This is a genomic window from Shigella sp. FC1544, from assembly GCF_001722145.1.
GTDB classification, from domain to species: Bacteria; Pseudomonadota; Gammaproteobacteria; order Enterobacterales; family Enterobacteriaceae; genus Escherichia; species Escherichia coli.
Window position 1 is genome coordinate 18,128 of record NZ_MECT01000155.1, and the last position, 17,194, is coordinate 35,321.

The 17,194-nt window shown below is 49.7% G+C and carries 17 protein-coding genes and 1 pseudogene; 10 read left to right on the forward strand and 8 right to left on the reverse strand.

Translation table 11 applies throughout. The annotated features are described in order from the left end of the window. Positions 1 to 22 precede the first annotated feature (22 nt). Both BGK49_RS09930 and BGK49_RS09935 read left to right on the forward strand, forming a co-directional pair. Positions 23 to 1,006: a glycosyltransferase family 2 protein gene (locus BGK49_RS09930; protein WP_069375733.1), complete on the forward strand. Its 984-nt coding sequence runs from the start codon at positions 23 to 25 to the stop codon at positions 1,004 to 1,006. Between the two features lie 45 nt (positions 1,007 to 1,051). Then, positions 1,052 to 2,305 (forward strand): O-antigen ligase family protein, encoded by a 1,254-nt coding sequence (locus tag BGK49_RS09935; RefSeq protein ID WP_005009053.1) that lies wholly within the window; start codon positions 1,052 to 1,054, stop codon positions 2,303 to 2,305. A 69-nt stretch (positions 2,306 to 2,374) separates the two neighbouring features. On the opposite strand, the gene rfaC is transcribed toward BGK49_RS09935, so the two are convergent. Genes rfaC through rfaD form a run of 3 tightly spaced genes read right to left on the reverse strand, consistent with a single transcriptional unit; the run spans position 2,375 to position 5,347 of the window. After that, complete coding sequence (rfaC, locus tag BGK49_RS09940; RefSeq protein WP_001264567.1) at positions 2,375 to 3,355, reverse strand: lipopolysaccharide heptosyltransferase RfaC; 981 nt, start codon at positions 3,353 to 3,355, stop codon at positions 2,375 to 2,377. 3 nt (positions 3,356 to 3,358) lie between these two features. Beyond that, positions 3,359 to 4,405, reverse strand: a complete 1,047-nt coding sequence (gene rfaF, locus BGK49_RS09945) for an ADP-heptose--LPS heptosyltransferase RfaF (protein ID WP_000699231.1) — start codon at positions 4,403 to 4,405, stop codon at positions 3,359 to 3,361. Between the two features lie 9 nt (positions 4,406 to 4,414). Next, entirely contained in the window at positions 4,415 to 5,347 is a 933-nt protein-coding gene (rfaD, locus tag BGK49_RS09950; protein ID WP_000587750.1) for an ADP-glyceromanno-heptose 6-epimerase, read from the reverse strand. 212 nt (positions 5,348 to 5,559) lie between these two features. On the opposite strand from rfaD, the gene kbl reads away from it, so the two are divergent. The 3 genes from kbl (at position 5,560) to waaH (ending at position 9,064) form a co-directional block, all read left to right on the forward strand. Beyond that, a complete protein-coding gene (gene kbl / locus BGK49_RS09955) occupies positions 5,560 to 6,756 on the forward strand; it encodes a glycine C-acetyltransferase (protein WP_001213834.1) in 1,197 nt (398 codons plus the stop codon). Between the two features lie 9 nt (positions 6,757 to 6,765). Then, positions 6,766 to 7,791: an L-threonine 3-dehydrogenase gene (tdh, locus tag BGK49_RS09960; RefSeq protein WP_000645972.1), complete on the forward strand. Its 1,026-nt coding sequence runs from the start codon at positions 6,766 to 6,768 to the stop codon at positions 7,789 to 7,791. 238 nt (positions 7,792 to 8,029) lie between these two features. Further along, positions 8,030 to 9,064 carry a UDP-glucuronate:LPS(HepIII) glycosyltransferase gene (gene waaH / locus BGK49_RS09965; RefSeq protein ID WP_000982104.1) on the forward strand — a complete coding sequence of 345 codons (1,035 nt, stop codon included), beginning with the start codon at positions 8,030 to 8,032 and terminating at the stop codon, positions 9,062 to 9,064. Here the strand turns inward: waaH and BGK49_RS09970 are convergent. Genes BGK49_RS09970 through gpmM form a run of 3 tightly spaced genes read right to left on the reverse strand, consistent with a single transcriptional unit; the run spans position 9,051 to position 12,851 of the window. Next, entirely contained in the window at positions 9,051 to 10,010 is a 960-nt protein-coding gene (locus BGK49_RS09970) for a divergent polysaccharide deacetylase family protein (RefSeq protein ID WP_000483840.1), read from the reverse strand. The two genes, waaH and BGK49_RS09970, sit on opposite strands and share 14 nt — an antisense overlap. A 3-nt stretch (positions 10,011 to 10,013) precedes the next feature. Continuing rightward, the gene (envC, locus tag BGK49_RS09975; protein ID WP_024259683.1) at positions 10,014 to 11,273 is read right to left on the reverse strand and encodes a murein hydrolase activator EnvC; all 1,260 of its coding nucleotides are present in this window, start codon (positions 11,271 to 11,273) and stop codon (positions 10,014 to 10,016) included. Positions 11,274 to 11,306: 33 nt separating this feature from the next. Beyond that, positions 11,307 to 12,851: a 2,3-bisphosphoglycerate-independent phosphoglycerate mutase gene (gene gpmM / locus BGK49_RS09980; protein WP_000116565.1), complete on the reverse strand. Its 1,545-nt coding sequence runs from the start codon at positions 12,849 to 12,851 to the stop codon at positions 11,307 to 11,309. Between the two features lie 244 nt (positions 12,852 to 13,095). Between gpmM and BGK49_RS09985 the strand changes: the two genes are divergently transcribed. The 5 genes from BGK49_RS09985 to cysE all read left to right on the forward strand — a co-directional run bounded on the left by BGK49_RS09985 (position 13,096) and on the right by cysE (position 16,370). Beyond that, positions 13,096 to 13,527: a rhodanese-like domain-containing protein gene (locus tag BGK49_RS09985; RefSeq protein WP_001156181.1), complete on the forward strand. Its 432-nt coding sequence runs from the start codon at positions 13,096 to 13,098 to the stop codon at positions 13,525 to 13,527. 141 nt (positions 13,528 to 13,668) lie between these two features. Then, on the forward strand, positions 13,669 to 13,920 hold the full coding sequence (gene grxC / locus BGK49_RS09990) for a glutaredoxin 3 (RefSeq protein ID WP_000024392.1): 252 nt from the start codon (positions 13,669 to 13,671) through the stop codon (positions 13,918 to 13,920). Between the two features lie 62 nt (positions 13,921 to 13,982). Next, positions 13,983 to 14,450: a protein-export chaperone SecB gene (secB, locus tag BGK49_RS09995; RefSeq protein ID WP_000003380.1), complete on the forward strand. Its 468-nt coding sequence runs from the start codon at positions 13,983 to 13,985 to the stop codon at positions 14,448 to 14,450. Beyond that, complete coding sequence (gene gpsA, locus BGK49_RS10000; RefSeq protein WP_001076197.1) at positions 14,450 to 15,469, forward strand: NAD(P)H-dependent glycerol-3-phosphate dehydrogenase; 1,020 nt, start codon at positions 14,450 to 14,452, stop codon at positions 15,467 to 15,469. The genes secB and gpsA overlap by 1 nt, the downstream gene beginning before the upstream one ends. A gap of 79 nt (positions 15,470 to 15,548) precedes the next feature. Continuing rightward, positions 15,549 to 16,370 (forward strand): serine O-acetyltransferase, encoded by an 822-nt coding sequence (cysE, locus tag BGK49_RS10005; RefSeq protein ID WP_001277561.1) that lies wholly within the window; start codon positions 15,549 to 15,551, stop codon positions 16,368 to 16,370. A gap of 52 nt (positions 16,371 to 16,422) precedes the next feature. On the opposite strand, the gene trmL is transcribed toward cysE, so the two are convergent. Both trmL and BGK49_RS29265 read right to left on the reverse strand, forming a co-directional pair. Next, positions 16,423 to 16,896: a tRNA (uridine(34)/cytosine(34)/5-carboxymethylaminomethyluridine(34)-2'-O)-methyltransferase TrmL gene (gene trmL, locus BGK49_RS10010; RefSeq protein WP_000932346.1), complete on the reverse strand. Its 474-nt coding sequence runs from the start codon at positions 16,894 to 16,896 to the stop codon at positions 16,423 to 16,425. A 165-nt stretch (positions 16,897 to 17,061) separates the two neighbouring features. Then, positions 17,062 to 17,194, reverse strand: a pseudogene (locus tag BGK49_RS29265) (IS110 family transposase); the annotation flags it as partial.

Genomic DNA, 17,194 nt, shown 5'->3' on the forward strand with positions numbered 1-17,194 from the left:
TTAGTTCAGGCAAGAGAACACGATGAGCAATGATTACCCTTTAGTATCCATAATAATACCGACGTATAATTCATCTGATTACATTACTGAAACTCTAACGAAATTAGAAAAACAAACTTACCCAAATTTTGAAATTGTTATTGTTAATGATGGTTCTAAAGATAACACATCAAACGTTTTGAGAGAGTATGGGTTAACCCACTCTCGATTAATTATTATCAATAAAGAAAATGGCGGTGTTTCGTCTGCCAGGAATACAGGTATCCGCAAGGCGCAAGGACAGTTTATATGTTTTATGGATGATGATGATGAGATAGATCCTAACTATCTGCTGAAGATGTATACCAGACAACATGAGACGGGAGGGGATGCGATTTATTGTGGGCTTTATGGCCATTATATAAAAGATGGTGTTACTTACTCACCTATAAATACAGAGTTTAATGAAGGATCTTTACTTTTCGACTTTTTTTATAAAAAGGTTAGATTCCATATAGGGTGCTTGTTTATAAGAAAACAACTTCTGGAAGAGAATAATCTTTTTTTTGATGAAGATTTACGACTAGGAGAAGATCTTGATTTTATCTATCGACTGCTAATTACATGCGATATGTATGCGGTTCCATATTATATGTATAAGCATAACTATAGAGAAAATTCCTTAATGAACACATGTAGAACCATCACTCATTATCGACATGAGTCATTTGCGCACGAAAGAATCTACTCTTCTGTGATGCAGTTATATAAAGGTAACCGGAAAGAAGAAATTCATACATTATTGAGTCAAAATAGAGCTTATCATAAAACTCGTTATTTATGGAATGTTCTACTTAATGGTGATTTTAAACTATTGAATCAATTAGTTGAAAGCAATGGAAAAGAATTAAGAGATTGTAATCTTCCTGGCAAGAGAGATAAGAGACGAGCAAAAATATTAGCATCAAAAAATTATATTCTCTGGAGGTTGGTAAGACTGGTAAATAGAAAAAAGAATAAACGTTAGATCTTGCATTAAATAACCCATCCTCGTAGCATAGGTTGAAATTATATGTCGTTTTGTTGGAATGAAATTAATTCTGGTATAAAGTCTTTAATTCTCATATTATGTATTTTTTCTTTAATGACTTTGTCTTTATGGGATGATGTTGCAACAAAGTTTCTTCATGCAGCTGGAATTATATCTGCATTGTATTTTCTTGCGACACCAAAAAAAACAATAACTAATAATCCTACTTTGTTAATTTTCATCTCATTATGTCTTTTGGGTATCGTAAATATCATCTGGTATTCACATTATAAAGTTTCAGGCTCTGTTTATACCAATGCATATCGTGGCCCAATGGAAACTGGAAAAATTGCCTTGTGTAGCGCTTTTATTTTCTTAGTTCTTTTTGCTAAAAATGAGATGAGAACAAAAATAAAATTTGGGAAACTAATTCTGTTCGCATCCCTGGCAACGCAGTTACTTTTTTTTGCGCATGCCATGTGGCAACATTTCTATTTAAACGTCGACCGTGTTGCATTATCAGCTTCCCACGCTACAACAGCAGGCTACATCATCCTTTTTCCTTCTTTACTGGCATCAATTCTCATTTTAAAATCCGACTTTAGACATAAAACAACATTATATACAATTAACTTCATGCTTAGCTTATGTGCTGTCATAGTAACTGAGACGCGTGCAGCCATATTAGTGTTTCCATTCTTTGCGTTAATATTAATCGTAATGGATAGTTATATTAATAAGCGAATTAATTATAAGTTATATTGTTTTATTGCGATTGCATTATTAGCAGGTGTATTTTCTTTTAAAGATACATTGCTTATGAGAATGAATGACTTAAATAACGATTTAGTTAATTATTCGCATGATAACACCAGAACTTCAGTCGGTGCCCGTTTGGCAATGTATGAAGTTGGCTTAAAAACATATTCTCCAATAGGACAATCACTGGAAAAACGTGCAGAAAAAATACATGAGCTAGAAGAAAAAGAGCCTAGATTGAGTGGCGCTTTACCCTTTGTAGATTCTCATTTGCATAACGATCTCATAGATACGTTATCAACGCGTGGTATTCCTGGAGTTGTATTAACAATTTTAGCATTTTCAGCAATACTCATATATGCCTTAAGAACTGCTAAAGAACCTTATATTTTAATCTTGCTTTTTTCACTACTGGTAGTAGGCCTAAGTGATGTAATACTCTTTTCTAAACCGGTTCCGACTGCTGTGTTTGTCACCATAATATTGCTTTGTGCTTATTTTAAAGCACAATCAGACCAATATTTATTAGATAAGTAATGAATATATGAAATAAAATCAGCAAGGAGGCTGATTTTATTTCAAAATTATCTATTAAGGGGTTGTAATTTAAATCATAGCAGCGTTTTCAGCGTTTTCTTCAATGAATCGCTTAACAGCATTTGCTGTCAATTGAGACAACTCATTCCCCGGAGCCCTACAAACCATCTGATTCTTCCCATACCCACCAATTAATCCCGGATCGGTTGGTCCATAAACCGTGATATTGGGTCTATCCAGTGCCGCCGTTAAATGGCTTAACCCCGTATCCACCGACACTACAAATTTAGCCCCGGCCAGCACGCGGGCAACGCCTTCCAGACTCATCTTCGGCAATACTTCAACATAATCAAATCCTTCCGCCAGTCGTTTCGCCCGTTCTTCCTCATGCGGCGCGCCCCACGGAAGTTTAATCCGTATTCCTGAATCAGCCAGTAAACCAATCAATTCTCGCCAGTGTTCTTCCGGCCAGTGTTTATCATCACGGGTCGTCGCATGAAGAAATACGGCATATTCGCCAGCATCTGTAGGCAGGTTCGTCAGAAAATGCTGTGCGATAGCATAATCGCCCTGGGTTTGCGGTTTGCTATAGCCCAAACTTTTGGCAAACAGTTCGCGGGTGCGTTCTACGGCGTGCTGCTGTTTTGCAATATGATGCTTACAATTGTAAAACAGGCTGGCTAAAGGTTCGCGAGCGGTTTGCCAGTCCAATCCATGCTTTACGCCATGCGCCAGACGTGTCACCAGTGCCGCGCTTTTTACCAGCCCCTGAGCGTCGATAACTGCGTCATAGTTCTCTGCTTGTAGCGCTTCACGAAACGCTTTGCGTTCAGCTTTTATGGGGGCCGAGAACCAGGCTTTACGCCAGCGACGTATTGCCACAGGAATAACTCGCTCAACGGCAGCGTGCCAGGAAGGAATCTGTGCGAACCCTTCTTCCACCACCCAGTCAAACTTAATCCCTGGGATTGCCTGCTGGGCATCAGTGAGTGCGGGCAACGTATGGAGAACATCGCCCATCGACGATGTTTTAACGATCAAAACCCGCATCCGTCAGGCTTCCTCTTGTAACAATAGCGTGTTGAGTTCTTCCAGTACGCGCTGGGGAGTAATGTCGATCAAGCTCTGGTGATAACCCTCCGCAGCGTCACCTTTACGCACTTTGTGATAGCCGGTAATCAGACGGATCACGCGCGCTTTATGGGATAGCGGCGGTGTGAAGTCCGGGCTACTTGGACCATACAGGGCAACCAGCGGACGATTGAGCGCCGCCGCAACGTGCATCAGGCCAGAATCGTTAGTGACAATGGCTTTACAGGCTGCAATCAGGATAACCGCTTGATCAAGCTGTGTTTCCCCCGCCAGGTTCCGACACCATGCCTGCTGCTCGGTATTCAAAGCGGCAAGAATCTCATTGCCCGCTTCATGATCTTTCGCAGAGCCAAACAGAACCACCTGATAACCTTCATCAATCAGCTGCTTTGCCAGTTCCGCATAGTGGTAGTGTGGCCAGCGTTTTGCCGGACCAAACTCCGCACCCGGGCAAAAGCCAATCATCGGACGTTCTGATGAAAGCGAAAATTGATTACAGGTATATGATTTTTCACCTTCGCTCACCTGCAACTGCGGCCATAACAATGGCTGCGGCAGATCTTGTGCGGTACGCATAATGCCTTTGTCATAGGCCAGCGCGACATAGCGTTCCACCATTAGCGGCCAGGCTTCTTTATCGAGCACGCGTACATCGTTGAGTAAACCGTAGCGCATCTCGCCGCGCCAGCCGGTGCGATGAGGAATACCCGCGAAGAAAGGCACTAATGCAGATTTGAAGGAGTTGGGTAAGACGTAGGCGCGGTCGTAGCGCTTTTCACGCAGGCTATGACCCAGTTTGCGGCGTTCGCCGATTTCCAGCGCTCCGTGACCGAGAGGCATAGGGATAGCTTCGTTAACTTCCGGCATCCGCGATAATAATGGACGGCACCATGCCGGTGCCATCACATCGATTATCGCCTGGGGATAGCGCGCCTGGAGCGTGCGATAGAGACTTTGCGACATCATCATGTCGCCAACCCAAGACGGGCCGATCACCAGTATTTTCATGCAGAGCTCTTATGCGTCGCGATTCAGCCAGGCCATGTATTCCGTTACACCTTCAGCAACGGTTTTGAACGGTTTGTCGTAACCCGCCGCGCGCAGATTTGTCAGATCTGCCTGAGTGAACGCCTGGTAGCGGCCTTTCAGCTTATCCGGGAACGGAATGTATTCGATCTGGCCTTTCTTGTGATAAGCCAGAGTAGCATCTGCTACGGCCTGGAAGGATTCCGCACGACCAGTACCGAGGTTGAAGATACCGGAAACGCCATTTTCCAGGAACCACAGGTTTACATCTGCCACGTCGCCCACATAGACGAAGTCACGTTTGAAGTTCTCGCTACCTTCAAACAGCTTCGGTGATTCACCGTTGTTAAGCTGAGTGTTGAGATGGAAAGCGACGCTCGCCATGCTGCCTTTATGGCCTTCACGCGGTCCATAAACGTTGAAATAGCGGAAGCCAACAATCTGCGAGTTCGCTTCAGGCAGGATTTGGCGAACATATTCATCAAACAGGAATTTTGAGTAACCGTAGACGTTCAACGGTTTTTCGTACTCGCGGGATTCAATAAAGTCGGAGGTGCGTCCGCCGTAGGTGGCTGCGGAAGAAGCGTACAGGAACGGGATTTCGCGCTCCAGGCAGTAGTGCAGCAGCTCCTTGGAGTATTGATAGTTGTTATCCATCATATACTTGCCGTCCCACTCGGTGGTGGAAGAGCATGCGCCTTCGTGGAAAATCGCTTCGACATCGCCGAACTCTTCGCCAGCCATAATCTGGATCAGGAAGTCTTCCTTATCCATATAGTCCGCGATATCCAGATCCACCAGGTTCACAAACTTGGTGCCGTCTTTCAGGTTGTCCACCACCAGAATATCGGTGATGCCTTTATCATTCAGGGCCTTAACGATGTTGCTGCCGATAAAGCCCGCGCCGCCGGTAACGATGATCATAACTGTAACCTTCGAATTATGGAGTCAGAGACAATCTCAGACACGAATACTTCTATCATATCACTATACGGCGTTGGCTTCAGCCATTCGCCAAAAGTGAGATTGATGGACGTTATTTATCCTGAATTTTGCAGAAGTGTTAACGCGTCATCTCTCGCGACGTATAAGTTTGGGTAATATGTGCTGGAATTTGCCCTGTCTGGAGAATCGCAATGCGTGGAGAATTTTATCAGCAGTTAACCAACGATCTGGAAACCGCACGGGCGGAAGGGTTGTTTAAAGAAGAGCGCATTATTACGTCTGCGCAGCAAGCAGATATCACTGTGGCTGATGGAAGCCACGTCATTAACTTTTGTGCCAACAACTATCTCGGGCTGGCGAATCATCCGGATCTGATTGCGGCAGCAAAGGCGGGAATGGATTCTCACGGTTTCGGCATGGCTTCGGTGCGTTTTATTTGCGGCACTCAGGACAGCCATAAAGAGCTTGAACAAAAACTGGCGGCATTCCTGGGGATGGAAGATGCGATTCTCTACTCTTCCTGCTTTGATGCTAACGGTGGACTGTTTGAAACGCTGCTGGGTGCGGAAGACGCTATTATCTCCGACGCACTGAACCACGCGTCTATTATTGATGGTGTGCGTCTGTGCAAAGCTAAACGCTATCGCTATGCCAACAACGATATGCAGGAGCTGGAAGCACGTCTGAAAGAAGCGCGTGAAGCCGGTGCGCGTCATGTGCTGATTGCCACCGATGGTGTGTTCTCAATGGACGGCGTGATTGCCAACCTGAAAGGCGTTTGCGATCTGGCAGATAAATACGATGCCTTGGTGATGGTGGATGACTCCCACGCGGTCGGTTTTGTCGGTGAAAATGGTCGTGGTTCCCATGAATACTGCGATGTGATGGGCCGGGTCGATATTATCACCGGTACGCTTGGTAAAGCGCTGGGCGGGGCTTCTGGTGGTTATACCGCGGCGCGCAAAGAGGTGGTTGAGTGGCTGCGCCAGCGTTCTCGTCCGTACCTGTTCTCCAACTCGCTGGCACCGGCCATTGTTGCCGCGTCCATCAAAGTACTGGAGATGGTCGAAGCGGGCAGCGAACTGCGTGACCGTCTGTGGGCGAACGCGCGTCAGTTCCGTGAGCAAATGTCGGCGGCGGGCTTTACCCTGGCGGGAGCCGATCACGCCATTATTCCGGTCATGCTTGGTGATGCGGTAGTGGCGCAGAAATTTGCCCGAGAGCTGCAAAAAGAGGGCATTTACGTCACCGGTTTCTTCTATCCGGTCGTTCCGAAAGGTCAGGCGCGTATTCGTACCCAGATGTCTGCGGCGCATACCCCTGAGCAAATTACGCGTGCAGTAGAAGCATTCACGCGTATTGGTAAACAACTGGGCGTTATCGCCTGAGGATGTGAGATGAAAGCGTTATCCAAACTGAAAGCGGAAGAGGGCATCTGGATGGCCGACGTCCCTGTACCGGAACTCGGGCATAACGATCTGCTGATTAAAATCCGTAAAACAGCCATCTGCGGGACTGACGTTCACATCTATAACTGGGATGAGTGGTCGCAAAAAACCATCCCGGTGCCGATGGTCGTAGGCCATGAATATGTCGGTGAAGTGGTAGGTATTGGTCAGGAAGTGAAAGGCTTCAAAATCGGCGATCGCGTTTCTGGCGAAGGCCATATCACCTGCGGTCACTGTCGCAACTGTCGTGGCGGTCGTACCCATCTGTGCCGCAACACGATCGGCGTCGGCGTTAACCGTCCGGGCTGCTTCGCCGAATATCTGGTGATCCCGGCGTTCAACGCCTTCAAAATCCCAGACAATATCTCCGACGACCTGGCTTCCATTTTTGATCCCTTCGGTAACGCCGTGCATACCGCGCTGTCGTTCGATCTGGTTGGCGAGGATGTGCTGGTCTCTGGTGCAGGTCCGATAGGTATTATGGCTGCGGCGGTGGCGAAACACGTTGGTGCACGCAATGTGGTGATCACTGATGTTAACGAATACCGCCTTGAGCTGGCGCGCAAAATGGGTATCACCCGTGCGGTTAACGTCGCGAAAGAAAACCTTAATGATGTGATGGCTGAACTGGGCATGACCGAAGGCTTTGATGTCGGTCTGGAAATGTCCGGTGCGCCGCCAGCGTTTCGTACCATGCTTGACACCATGAACCACGGCGGCCGTATTGCGATGCTGGGTATTCCGCCGTCTGATATGTCTATCGACTGGACCAAAGTGATCTTTAAAGGCTTGTTCATTAAAGGTATTTACGGTCGTGAGATGTTTGAAACCTGGTACAAGATGGCGGCGCTGATTCAGTCTGGCCTCGATCTCTCGCCGATCATTACCCATCGTTTCTCTATCGATGATTTCCAGAAGGGCTTTGACGCTATGCGTTCGGGCCAGTCCGGGAAAGTAATTCTGAGCTGGGATTAACACGAACAAGGGCTGGTATTCCAGCCCTTTTATCTGGGGATAATCTGTTGAATATGTAAAATCCTGTCAGTGTAATAAAGAGTTCGTAATTGCGCTGATCTCTTATATAGCTGTTCTCATTATCTCTCTACCCTGAAGTGACTCTCTCACCTGTAAAAATAATATCTCACAGGCTTAATAGTTTCTTAATACAAAGCCTGTAAAACGTCAGGATAACTTCAGAGGTCGTCGGTAATTTATGATGAACAGCACCAATAAACTTAGTGTTATTATTCCGTTATATAATGCGGGCGATGATTTCCGCACTTGTATGGAATCTTTAATTACGCAAACCTGGACTGCTCTGGAAATCATTATTATTAACGATGGTTCAACGGATAATTCTGTTGAAATAGCAAAGCATTACGCAGAAAACTATCCGCACGTTCGTTTGTTGCATCAGGCGAATGCTGGCGCATCGGTAGCGCGTAATCGTGGGATCGAGGTGGCGACGGGCAAATATGTCGCTTTTGTCGATGCTGACGATGAGGTCTATCCCACCATGTACGAAACGCTGATGACCATGGCGTTAGAGGACGACCTCGACGTGGCGCAGTGCAACGCTGACTGGTCTTTTCGTGAGACGGGAGAAACCTGGCAATCCATCCCCAGCGATCGCCTTCGCTCAACCGGCGTATTAACCGGCCCGGACTGGCTGCGGATGGGGCTTTCTTCGCGCCGTTGGACTCACGTTGTCTGGATGGGGGTTTATCGCCGTGATGTTATTGTTAAAAATAACATTAAATTTATTGCCGGATTACATCATCAGGATATTGTCTGGACAACAGAATTCATGTTTAACGCGCTGCGTGCGCGATATACCGAGCAATCATTATATAAATATTATCTGCATAATACGTCAGTGAGTCGGTTGCATAGACAAGGGAATAAAAACCTTAATTATCAACGTCACTATATTAAGATTACCCGCCTGCTGGAGAAATTAAATCGAAATTATGCCGACAAAATTACGATTTATCCGGAATTTCATCAGCAAATAACTTACGAAGCATTGCGTGTTTGCCATGCGGTGCGCAAAGAGCCGGATATTCTTACCCGCCAACGGATGATTGCCGAGATATTTACTTCCGGTATGTATAAGCGCCTGATTACCAATGTGCGCAGCGTGAAGGTCGGTTACCAGGCGTTACTGTGGTCTTTCCGCTTATGGCAATGGCGCGACAAAACGCGGTCGCACCATCGCATTACGCGTAGCGCCTTTAATTTGCGCTAGCGTTAAACTTCGCCGCTTCGGGCTGTTTGCCCCAGCCTTGCCACTGATGCTGGAAGTAAACGATCAGCGTGCTCTGGCTGATGCTTTCGCTTAATACTTCAAAGAAGCGATTAGCATAAACAGGTTCTATCGGTTTCTTCGGTTTGCACAGCTTCACGCCACGGAACGGATTACGCGGTGCATCAGGCACAGCGTTTTTCGGCGGTGTAGAAGTATCAACCTGCGGTTCATTCAGCAAGCTGCTGGCTTTCACCAGCGTAATGTCTGGCGGCAGGTTATAAACCATCTGTTGTAGCACGCGTACCGTTAAAGGGTGAGGATGCCCAATGGCAATGGTTGAACCGTTGCGACGCGCCAGATCAATTGCGCGATTAAATTGCACACGGATGTCCGCTTCGTTCTGCGAATCGTCGAGGAACACCTTCCGTTTAATAACCTTCACGCCAGTACCTTGCGCGGCGCGCATCGCCTGGGTATTACCGATGGTTACGCTGTCGAGGAAGTAAAGATTGTAACGCTCCAGTGCCTGCATCACTTTCTGCATACCAAACAGGTTAGAGGTCATCTTGCTACCCATGTGGTTGTTGATCCCTGCGGCATAGGGCACGTTATTGACCGCACTACGAATAATGCGCTCAATTTCGTCGCTGCTCATCTCCGGGCGCAGCGTATTTTTCTCCAGCGGCTGTTTACTCAGTGGTGCCATCGGGAGATGAATCAACACTTCGTGCCCGCTGTTATGCGCTTTGGTCGCCATCTCTCTGGCGTGCGGTGAATCGGGTAATACAGCGACGGAGATAGCGGAGGGCATCGCCAGCACCTGGTTTTCGTTGTGCGGGCGATACCCAAAATCATCAATGACGATGGCAAGTTTGCCAGCAAGTACGGGGGAGGAGAGCGCCAACAGAGCGGCAAATGCAAGAACGTTACGACGAAATGGAAACAAAACTTATCTTCCCAACCACGGCTGTGGATTGACCGCCTGACCCTGGCGGCGAATTTCGAAATAGAGTGAAGGCCGACCCTGACCGCCACTGCTGCCCACCAGTGCAATTGGCTGGCCCGCGCGAACCTGCGAACCAACGCTCACCAGTGCGCTCTGATTATAGCCGTAAAGACTCATGTCGCCTTTACCGTGCTCAACCACCACCACCAGACCGTAACCTTGCAGCCAGTCAGCCAGAATCACTCGACCGTCGGCAATTGCTTTAACTTCAGTACCTTCAGAGGCACCGATAACCATCCCTTTCCAGCGTAATTCACCCTGTAGCTGCTCGCCATAGCGATGCAGCGTCGGCCCGCGAACCGGCCAGAATGCCTGACCACGCGGCGCACCCAGACCACCAGTTCGGGACATCAGCGATTTTTCGCTTTCGGTCGGTTTGTAGGTGGTGCCTTTGCGCGTCGCTTCTTTCTGGCGGTCGCGAACCGCCTGGGCCTCACGCGCTTCTCGTTCAGCACGCGCTTTCGCCGCGGCTTCCGCACGGGCAATGCTGTTACGCAGACGGGATTCGTTGGCACGCAGTTCACTTAGCTGCTGCTGACCTTGCTGGATGGAAGATTCCAGCCCCGCCAGCGTCTTTTTACGCTCGTTCAGAGCCTGAGTCAGTTTCGCCTGTTGGGCGCGCTGTTCATATAACAGCGTTTGTTGCTCGCTTTGTTTCTCTTCCAGTTCAGCACGCTGCATGGCGACTTCTTCACGCGTTTGCTTCAACTGGGCAATGGTTTCTTGTCGCGCCTGGTTGAGATAGCCGAAATAAGCCTGTAAACGCTGTCCACACTGGCTTTCTTCACCGCTGAGAATTAGCTGAATACCGGTATGCTCGCCCTGACGGAATGCGGCATCCAGTTGTGCGGCGAGGCTGCGCTCCTGGGCGGCTTTTTGCTGCTCCAGTTTGGCAATCGACGCGTTCATCTCATCAATCTGTTTATTGAGTTGATTGAGCGTGTTTTGCGTTTCGCGCAGCTTACGGGTGGCTTCAGAGATCGCTTCTTCCTGCTTTTTCAATTGTGCGAGCAGGCTTGCGCGTTGTTGTTGCTTTTGGCGTACCGCGCGCTCTTTTGCGGCGATATCGGCCTGAATAGATTTGAGTTGGTCACGCACATCCGCGTGGGCGGAAAAGGCGCACAACAATACGCCAGCGCTAAGAACGCTGGCGTAGATGATGGGCCTGATTGCAAACCTGCGCGGTTTCACGGCCCGTGTCATGGTATTAATCGCCTTTCCCCTCATGGGGAGGGATTATTCCACGATGAACAGCGGCTTACCAGTCATCTCTTGCGGGATTTCCATACCCATCAGCGACAACATGGTCGGCGCGATGTCAGAAAGTTTGCCGCCTGCAACCGCTTTCACGTTCTTATCACCAACGTAAATCAGCGGAACTGGCAGGTTGGTGTGTGCCGTGTGTGCCTGACCCGTTGCCGGATCGCGCATCTGTTCAGCGTTACCGTGGTCAGCGGTGATCAGCAGTTGTCCACCCACGGACTCAACCGCTTTCGCGACTTCTTCCACGCAGTGATCCAGTGCTTCAACCGCTTTAACCGCCGCTTCCATCACCCCGGTGTGACCTACCATGTCGCCGTTCGGATAGTTACAGATAATGGTGTCGTATTTGCCGCTCTTGATGGCCGCAACCAGTTTTTCGGTCAGCTCTGCGGAGCTCATTTCCGGTTGCAGATCGTAGGTAGCCACTTTCGGTGAGTTGATCAGAATGCGATCTTCGCCTTTGAATGACTCTTCTACGCCACCGTTGAAGAAGAAAGTAACGTGGGCATATTTTTCGGTTTCGGAAATACGCAACTGAGTTTTGTCGTTTTTCGCCATCCACTCGCCGAAGGTGTTAACCAGGGAAGCGGGTGGGTAAGCAACCGCAGTTTTGATGTCAGCGGCGTATTCGGTCAGCATCACGAAATCGACGTTAACCACTTTCTTACGCGCGAAGCCGTCGAAATCTGCGTTTACGAATGCACGAGTGATTTCGCGCGCGCGGTCAGCACGGAAGTTCATGAAAATCAGCGCATCGCCGTCTTCCATTGCCGCATCTGGCTGACCTTCTGCACGAATAACGGTCGCTTTCACGAACTCGTCGTTTTCGTCGCGAGCATAAGCTGCCTGCAAACCAGCAACGGCAGTATCGGCCTGGAACTCACCCTGCGCCAGAGTCAGCAGGTCATAGGCTTTTTCAACGCGATCCCAACGGTTATCGCGGTCCATCGCGTAGTAACGACCAATGATGGACGCTACGCGGCCTTTACCCAGCGCAGCAAATTTCTCTTCAAATTTTTTCAGCGAGGATTCAGCACTGCGCGGCGGGGTGTCGCGACCGTCAAGGAATGCGTGCAGGTAGATTTTTTCTGCGCCGCGTTCAGCTGCCAGTTCTACCATCGCCATGATGTGATCTTCGTGGCTGTGTACGCCGCCTGCGGAGAGCAGACCCATAATGTGTACTGCTTTACCTGCGTTTTTCGCTTTATCTACCGCGCCAGTCAGCACTGGATTAGCAAAGAAAGCGCGATCTTTGATTTCAACGTCCAGACGAGTCAGGTCCTGATACACGATGCGGCCGGCACCCAGGTTAACGTGGCCTACTTCGGAGTTACCCATCTGACGGTCAGGCAGACCGACTTCCAGACCGGAAGCGTCGATCAGGGTATGCGGACGATTGGCCCACAGTGCATCCATTACCGGGGTTTTAGCACTAAAAATGGCGTTATCCTGCTGTTCTTCACGATAGCCATAGCCATCCAGAATCACCAGTACCATAGGTTTTTTAGAAACCGACATTGCGACAACCTCATACTCAAGAGTCAAAATTTGCGTAATTTTACTACAGCTGAATCGATAAAATAGCCTCTGAAGATCAAAATATACGACCGCTCGCGGCAAGCCGATGCCAGATTTGCGCTTTTTTTTCGTCGTGCCCCGCAAAATTGCATTCCAGTTAACGCGCTGGCTGTATTTGCCGCACCGCGCAGGTATACTCCTTTCCTGGTTTTTTTAATCACTACGTCGGGAGTTGTTACCCCCCATGCAAGAAATTATGCAATTTGTTGGCCGTCATCCCATACTGAGTATCGCCTGGATCGCGTTACTGGTGGCGGTTCTTGTGACTACGTTTAAGAGCCTGACCTCGAAAGTGAAGGTGATTACTCGTGGTGAAGCTACGCGTCTGATCAACAAAGAAGACGCTGTGGTTGTGGATTTACGTCAGCGTGATGACTTCCGTAAAGGCCATATCGCAGGTTCTATCAATCTGTTGCCGAGCGAAATCAAAGCCAACAATGTTGGTGAGCTTGAGAAGCACAAAGACAAACCGGTTATCGTGGTAGACGGTTCTGGCATGCAGTGCCAGGAGCCTGCAAACGCGCTGACGAAAGCTGGTTTTGCGCAAGTATTCGTGCTGAAAGAGGGCGTTGCTGGCTGGGCTGGCGAAAACTTGCCTCTGGTGCGCGGCAAATAATTTACCTGTCGTCTTTCATGATGCAGGCCGTTAGCTGCAATTAGGCCCCCAGCGACTTATTGTTATAAGCTTCTGGGGACACTCCATTTTGCAGCCGCCCTGCAACATGAAATTTCAGGGTAAAAAAACAGGAGCTAAATTATGGCCAATGTTGAAATCTATACCAAAGAAACCTGCCCGTATTGCCATCGTGCAAAAGCACTGCTGAGCAGCAAGGGCGTGAGTTTTCAGGAGTTGCCGATCGATGGCAATGCCGCCAAGCGTGAAGAGATGATCAAACGCAGCGGTCGCACCACGGTTCCCCAGATTTTTATTGACGCACAGCACATTGGCGGCTGTGATGACTTGTATGCATTGGATGCACGTGGTGGACTGGATCCCCTGCTGAAATAACGTGTGAACGTTGGCATTACATTGCGCAGTATTTAAGGACAACACTTAAGGGTTTTCTACACATGTCAGAACAAAACAACACTGAAATGACTTTCCAGATCCAACGTATTTATACCAAGGATATCTCTTTCGAAGCGCCGAACGCGCCGCACGTTTTCCAGAAAGATTGGCAACCAGAAGTTAAACTTGATCTGGATACGGCATCTTCCCAACTGGCAGATGACGTATACGAAGTGGTACTGCGTGTTACCGTAACGGCCACCCTGGGCGAAGAAACCGCGTTCCTGTGTGAAGTTCAGCAGGGCGGTATTTTCTCCATCGCGGGTATCGAAGGCACCCAGATGGCACATTGCCTGGGCGCATACTGCCCGAACATTCTGTTCCCGTATGCTCGTGAGTGCATCACCAGCATGGTATCCCGCGGTACATTCCCGCAACTGAACCTTGCGCCGGTTAACTTCGATGCGCTGTTCATGAACTATTTGCAGCAGCAGGCTGGCGAAGGTACTGAAGAACATCAGGATGCCTGATGAACCAACGTAATGCTTCAATGACTGTGATCGGTGCCGGCTCGTACGGCACCGCTCTTGCCATTACCCTGGCAAGAAATGGCCACGAGGTTGTCCTCTGGGGCCATGACCCTGAACATATCGCAACGCTTGAACGCGACCGCTGTAACGCCGCGTTTCTCCCCGATGTGCCTTTTCCCGATACGCTCCATCTTGAAAGCGATCTCGCCACTGCGCTGGCTGCCAGCCGTAATATTCTCGTCGTCGTACCCAGCCATGTCTTTGGTGAAGTGCTGCGCCAGATTAAACCGCTGATGCGTCCTGATGCGCGTCTGGTGTGGGCGACCAAAGGGCTGGAAGCGGAAACCGGACGTCTGTTACAGGACGTGGCGCGTGAGGCCTTAGGCGATCAAATTCCGCTGGCGGTTATCTCTGGCCCAACGTTTGCGAAAGAACTGGCGGCAGGTTTACCGACGGCTATTTCGTTGGCCTCTACCGACCAGACCTTTGCCGATGATCTCCAACAATTGCTGCACTGTGGCAAAAGTTTCCGCGTTTACAGCAACCCGGATTTCATCGGTGTGCAGCTTGGCGGTGCGGTGAAAAACGTCATTGCCATTGGCGCGGGGATGTCCGACGGTATCGGTTTTGGTGCGAATGCGCGTACGGCACTGATCACCCGTGGGCTGGCTGAAATGTCGCGTCTTGGCGCGGCGCTGGGTGCCGAGCCTGCCACCTTTATGGGCATGGCGGGGCTGGGCGATCTTGTGCTTACCTGTACCGACAACCAGTCGCGTAACCGCCGTTTTGGCATGATGCTCGGTCAGGGCATGGATGTACAAAGCGCGCAGGAGAAGATTGGTCAGGTGGTGGAAGGCTACCGCAATACGAAAGAAGTCCGCGAACTGGCGCATCGCTTCGGCGTAGAAATGCCAATAACCGAGGAAATTTATCAAGTATTATATTGCGGAAAAAACGCGCGCGAGGCAGCATTGACGTTATTAGGTCGTGCACGCAAGGACGAGCGCAGCAGCCACTAACCCCAGGGAACCTTTGTTACCGCTATGACCCGGCCCGCGCAGAACGGGCCGGTCATTATCTCATCGTGTGGAGTAAGTAATGTCGTGTGAAGAACTGGAAATTGTCTGGAACAATATTAAAGCCGAAGCCAGAACGCTGGCGGACTGTGAGCCAATGCTGGCCAGTTTTTACCACGCGACGCTACTCAAGCACGAAAACCTTGGTAGTGCACTGAGCTACATGCTGGCGAACAAGCTGTCATCGCCAATTATGCCTGCTATTGCTATCCGTGAAGTGGTGGAAGAAGCCTACGCCGCTGACCCGGAAATGATCGCCTCTGCGGCCTGTGATATTCAGGCGGTGCGTACCCGCGACCCGGCAGTCGATAAATACTCAACCCCGTTGTTATACCTGAAGGGTTTTCATGCCTTGCAGGCCTATCGCATCGGTCACTGGTTGTGGAATCAGGGGCGTCGCGCATTGGCAATCTTTCTGCAAAACCAGGTTTCTGTGACGTTCCAGGTCGATATTCACCCGGCAGCAAAAATTGGCCGTGGCATTATGCTCGACCACGCCACGGGCATCGTTGTGGGTGAAACGGCGGTAATTGAAAACGACGTATCGATTCTGCAATCTGTGACGCTTGGCGGTACGGGTAAATCTGGTGGTGACCGTCACCCGAAAATTCGTGAAGGTGTGATGATTGGCGCGGGCGCGAAAATCCTCGGCAATATTGAAGTTGGTCGCGGCGCGAAGATTGGCGCAGGTTCCGTGGTGCTGCAACCGGTGCCGCCGCATACAACCGCCGCTGGCGTTCCGGCTCGTATTGTCGGTAAACCAGACAGCGATAAGCCATCAATGGATATGGACCAGCATTTCAACGGTATTAACCATACATTTGAGTATGGGGATGGGATCTAATGTCCTGTGATCGTGCCGGATGCGATGTAATCATCTATCCGGCATACAGTAACTAATCTCTCAACAACGCTCCCGGATATCCCAGCTGCCGCCAGGCTTCATACACCACTACCGACACCGCATTGGACAGATTCATGCTGCGGCTGTCCGGCACCATCGGAATGCGAATTTTTTGTTCAGCGGGCAGGGCATCAAGAATGCTCGCTGGCAGGCCGCGTGTTTCCGGGCCGAACATCAGATAATCGCCATCCTGATAGCTTACGGCGCTGTGAGCAGGCGTACCTTTCGTGGTGAGGGCAAACAGGCGCTGGGGATTTTCTGCTTCGAGGAACGCGCGATAGTCATGATGACGCGTAACGGCGGTAAACTCGTGATAGTCCAGCCCCGCGCGGCGCAGGCGCTTATCGTCCCAGGCAAATCCCATCGGTTCGATGATATGCAGACGAAAGCCGGTATTAGCGCAAAGACGGATGATGTTGCCAGTATTTGGCGGAATTTCTGGTTCGTAAAGTACGATGTTTAGCATACTGCCCCCTTAGTGCGGGGGCAGGATAGCAGAAAATTGGTGAACCGTGCGGCCTTTTCCCCTCACCCCGGCCCTCCCCCTGTCTCTTGATCAGGAGATCTGATCAAGAGATAGCTCCCTGAGGGAGAGGGTTAGGGGGGTGCCCCTATTAAGTTGTCAAGCATGTTATGACCCCTGCGGGGTATAAAAAGTCCCGTCGCGCATCATGGCGAACAGAACGTCGCAGCGTCGTCTCGCCAGGGCGATAAGCGCCTGATTGTGTCGTTTTCCCTGACTCATTTTGCGGGTGTAGTAAGCC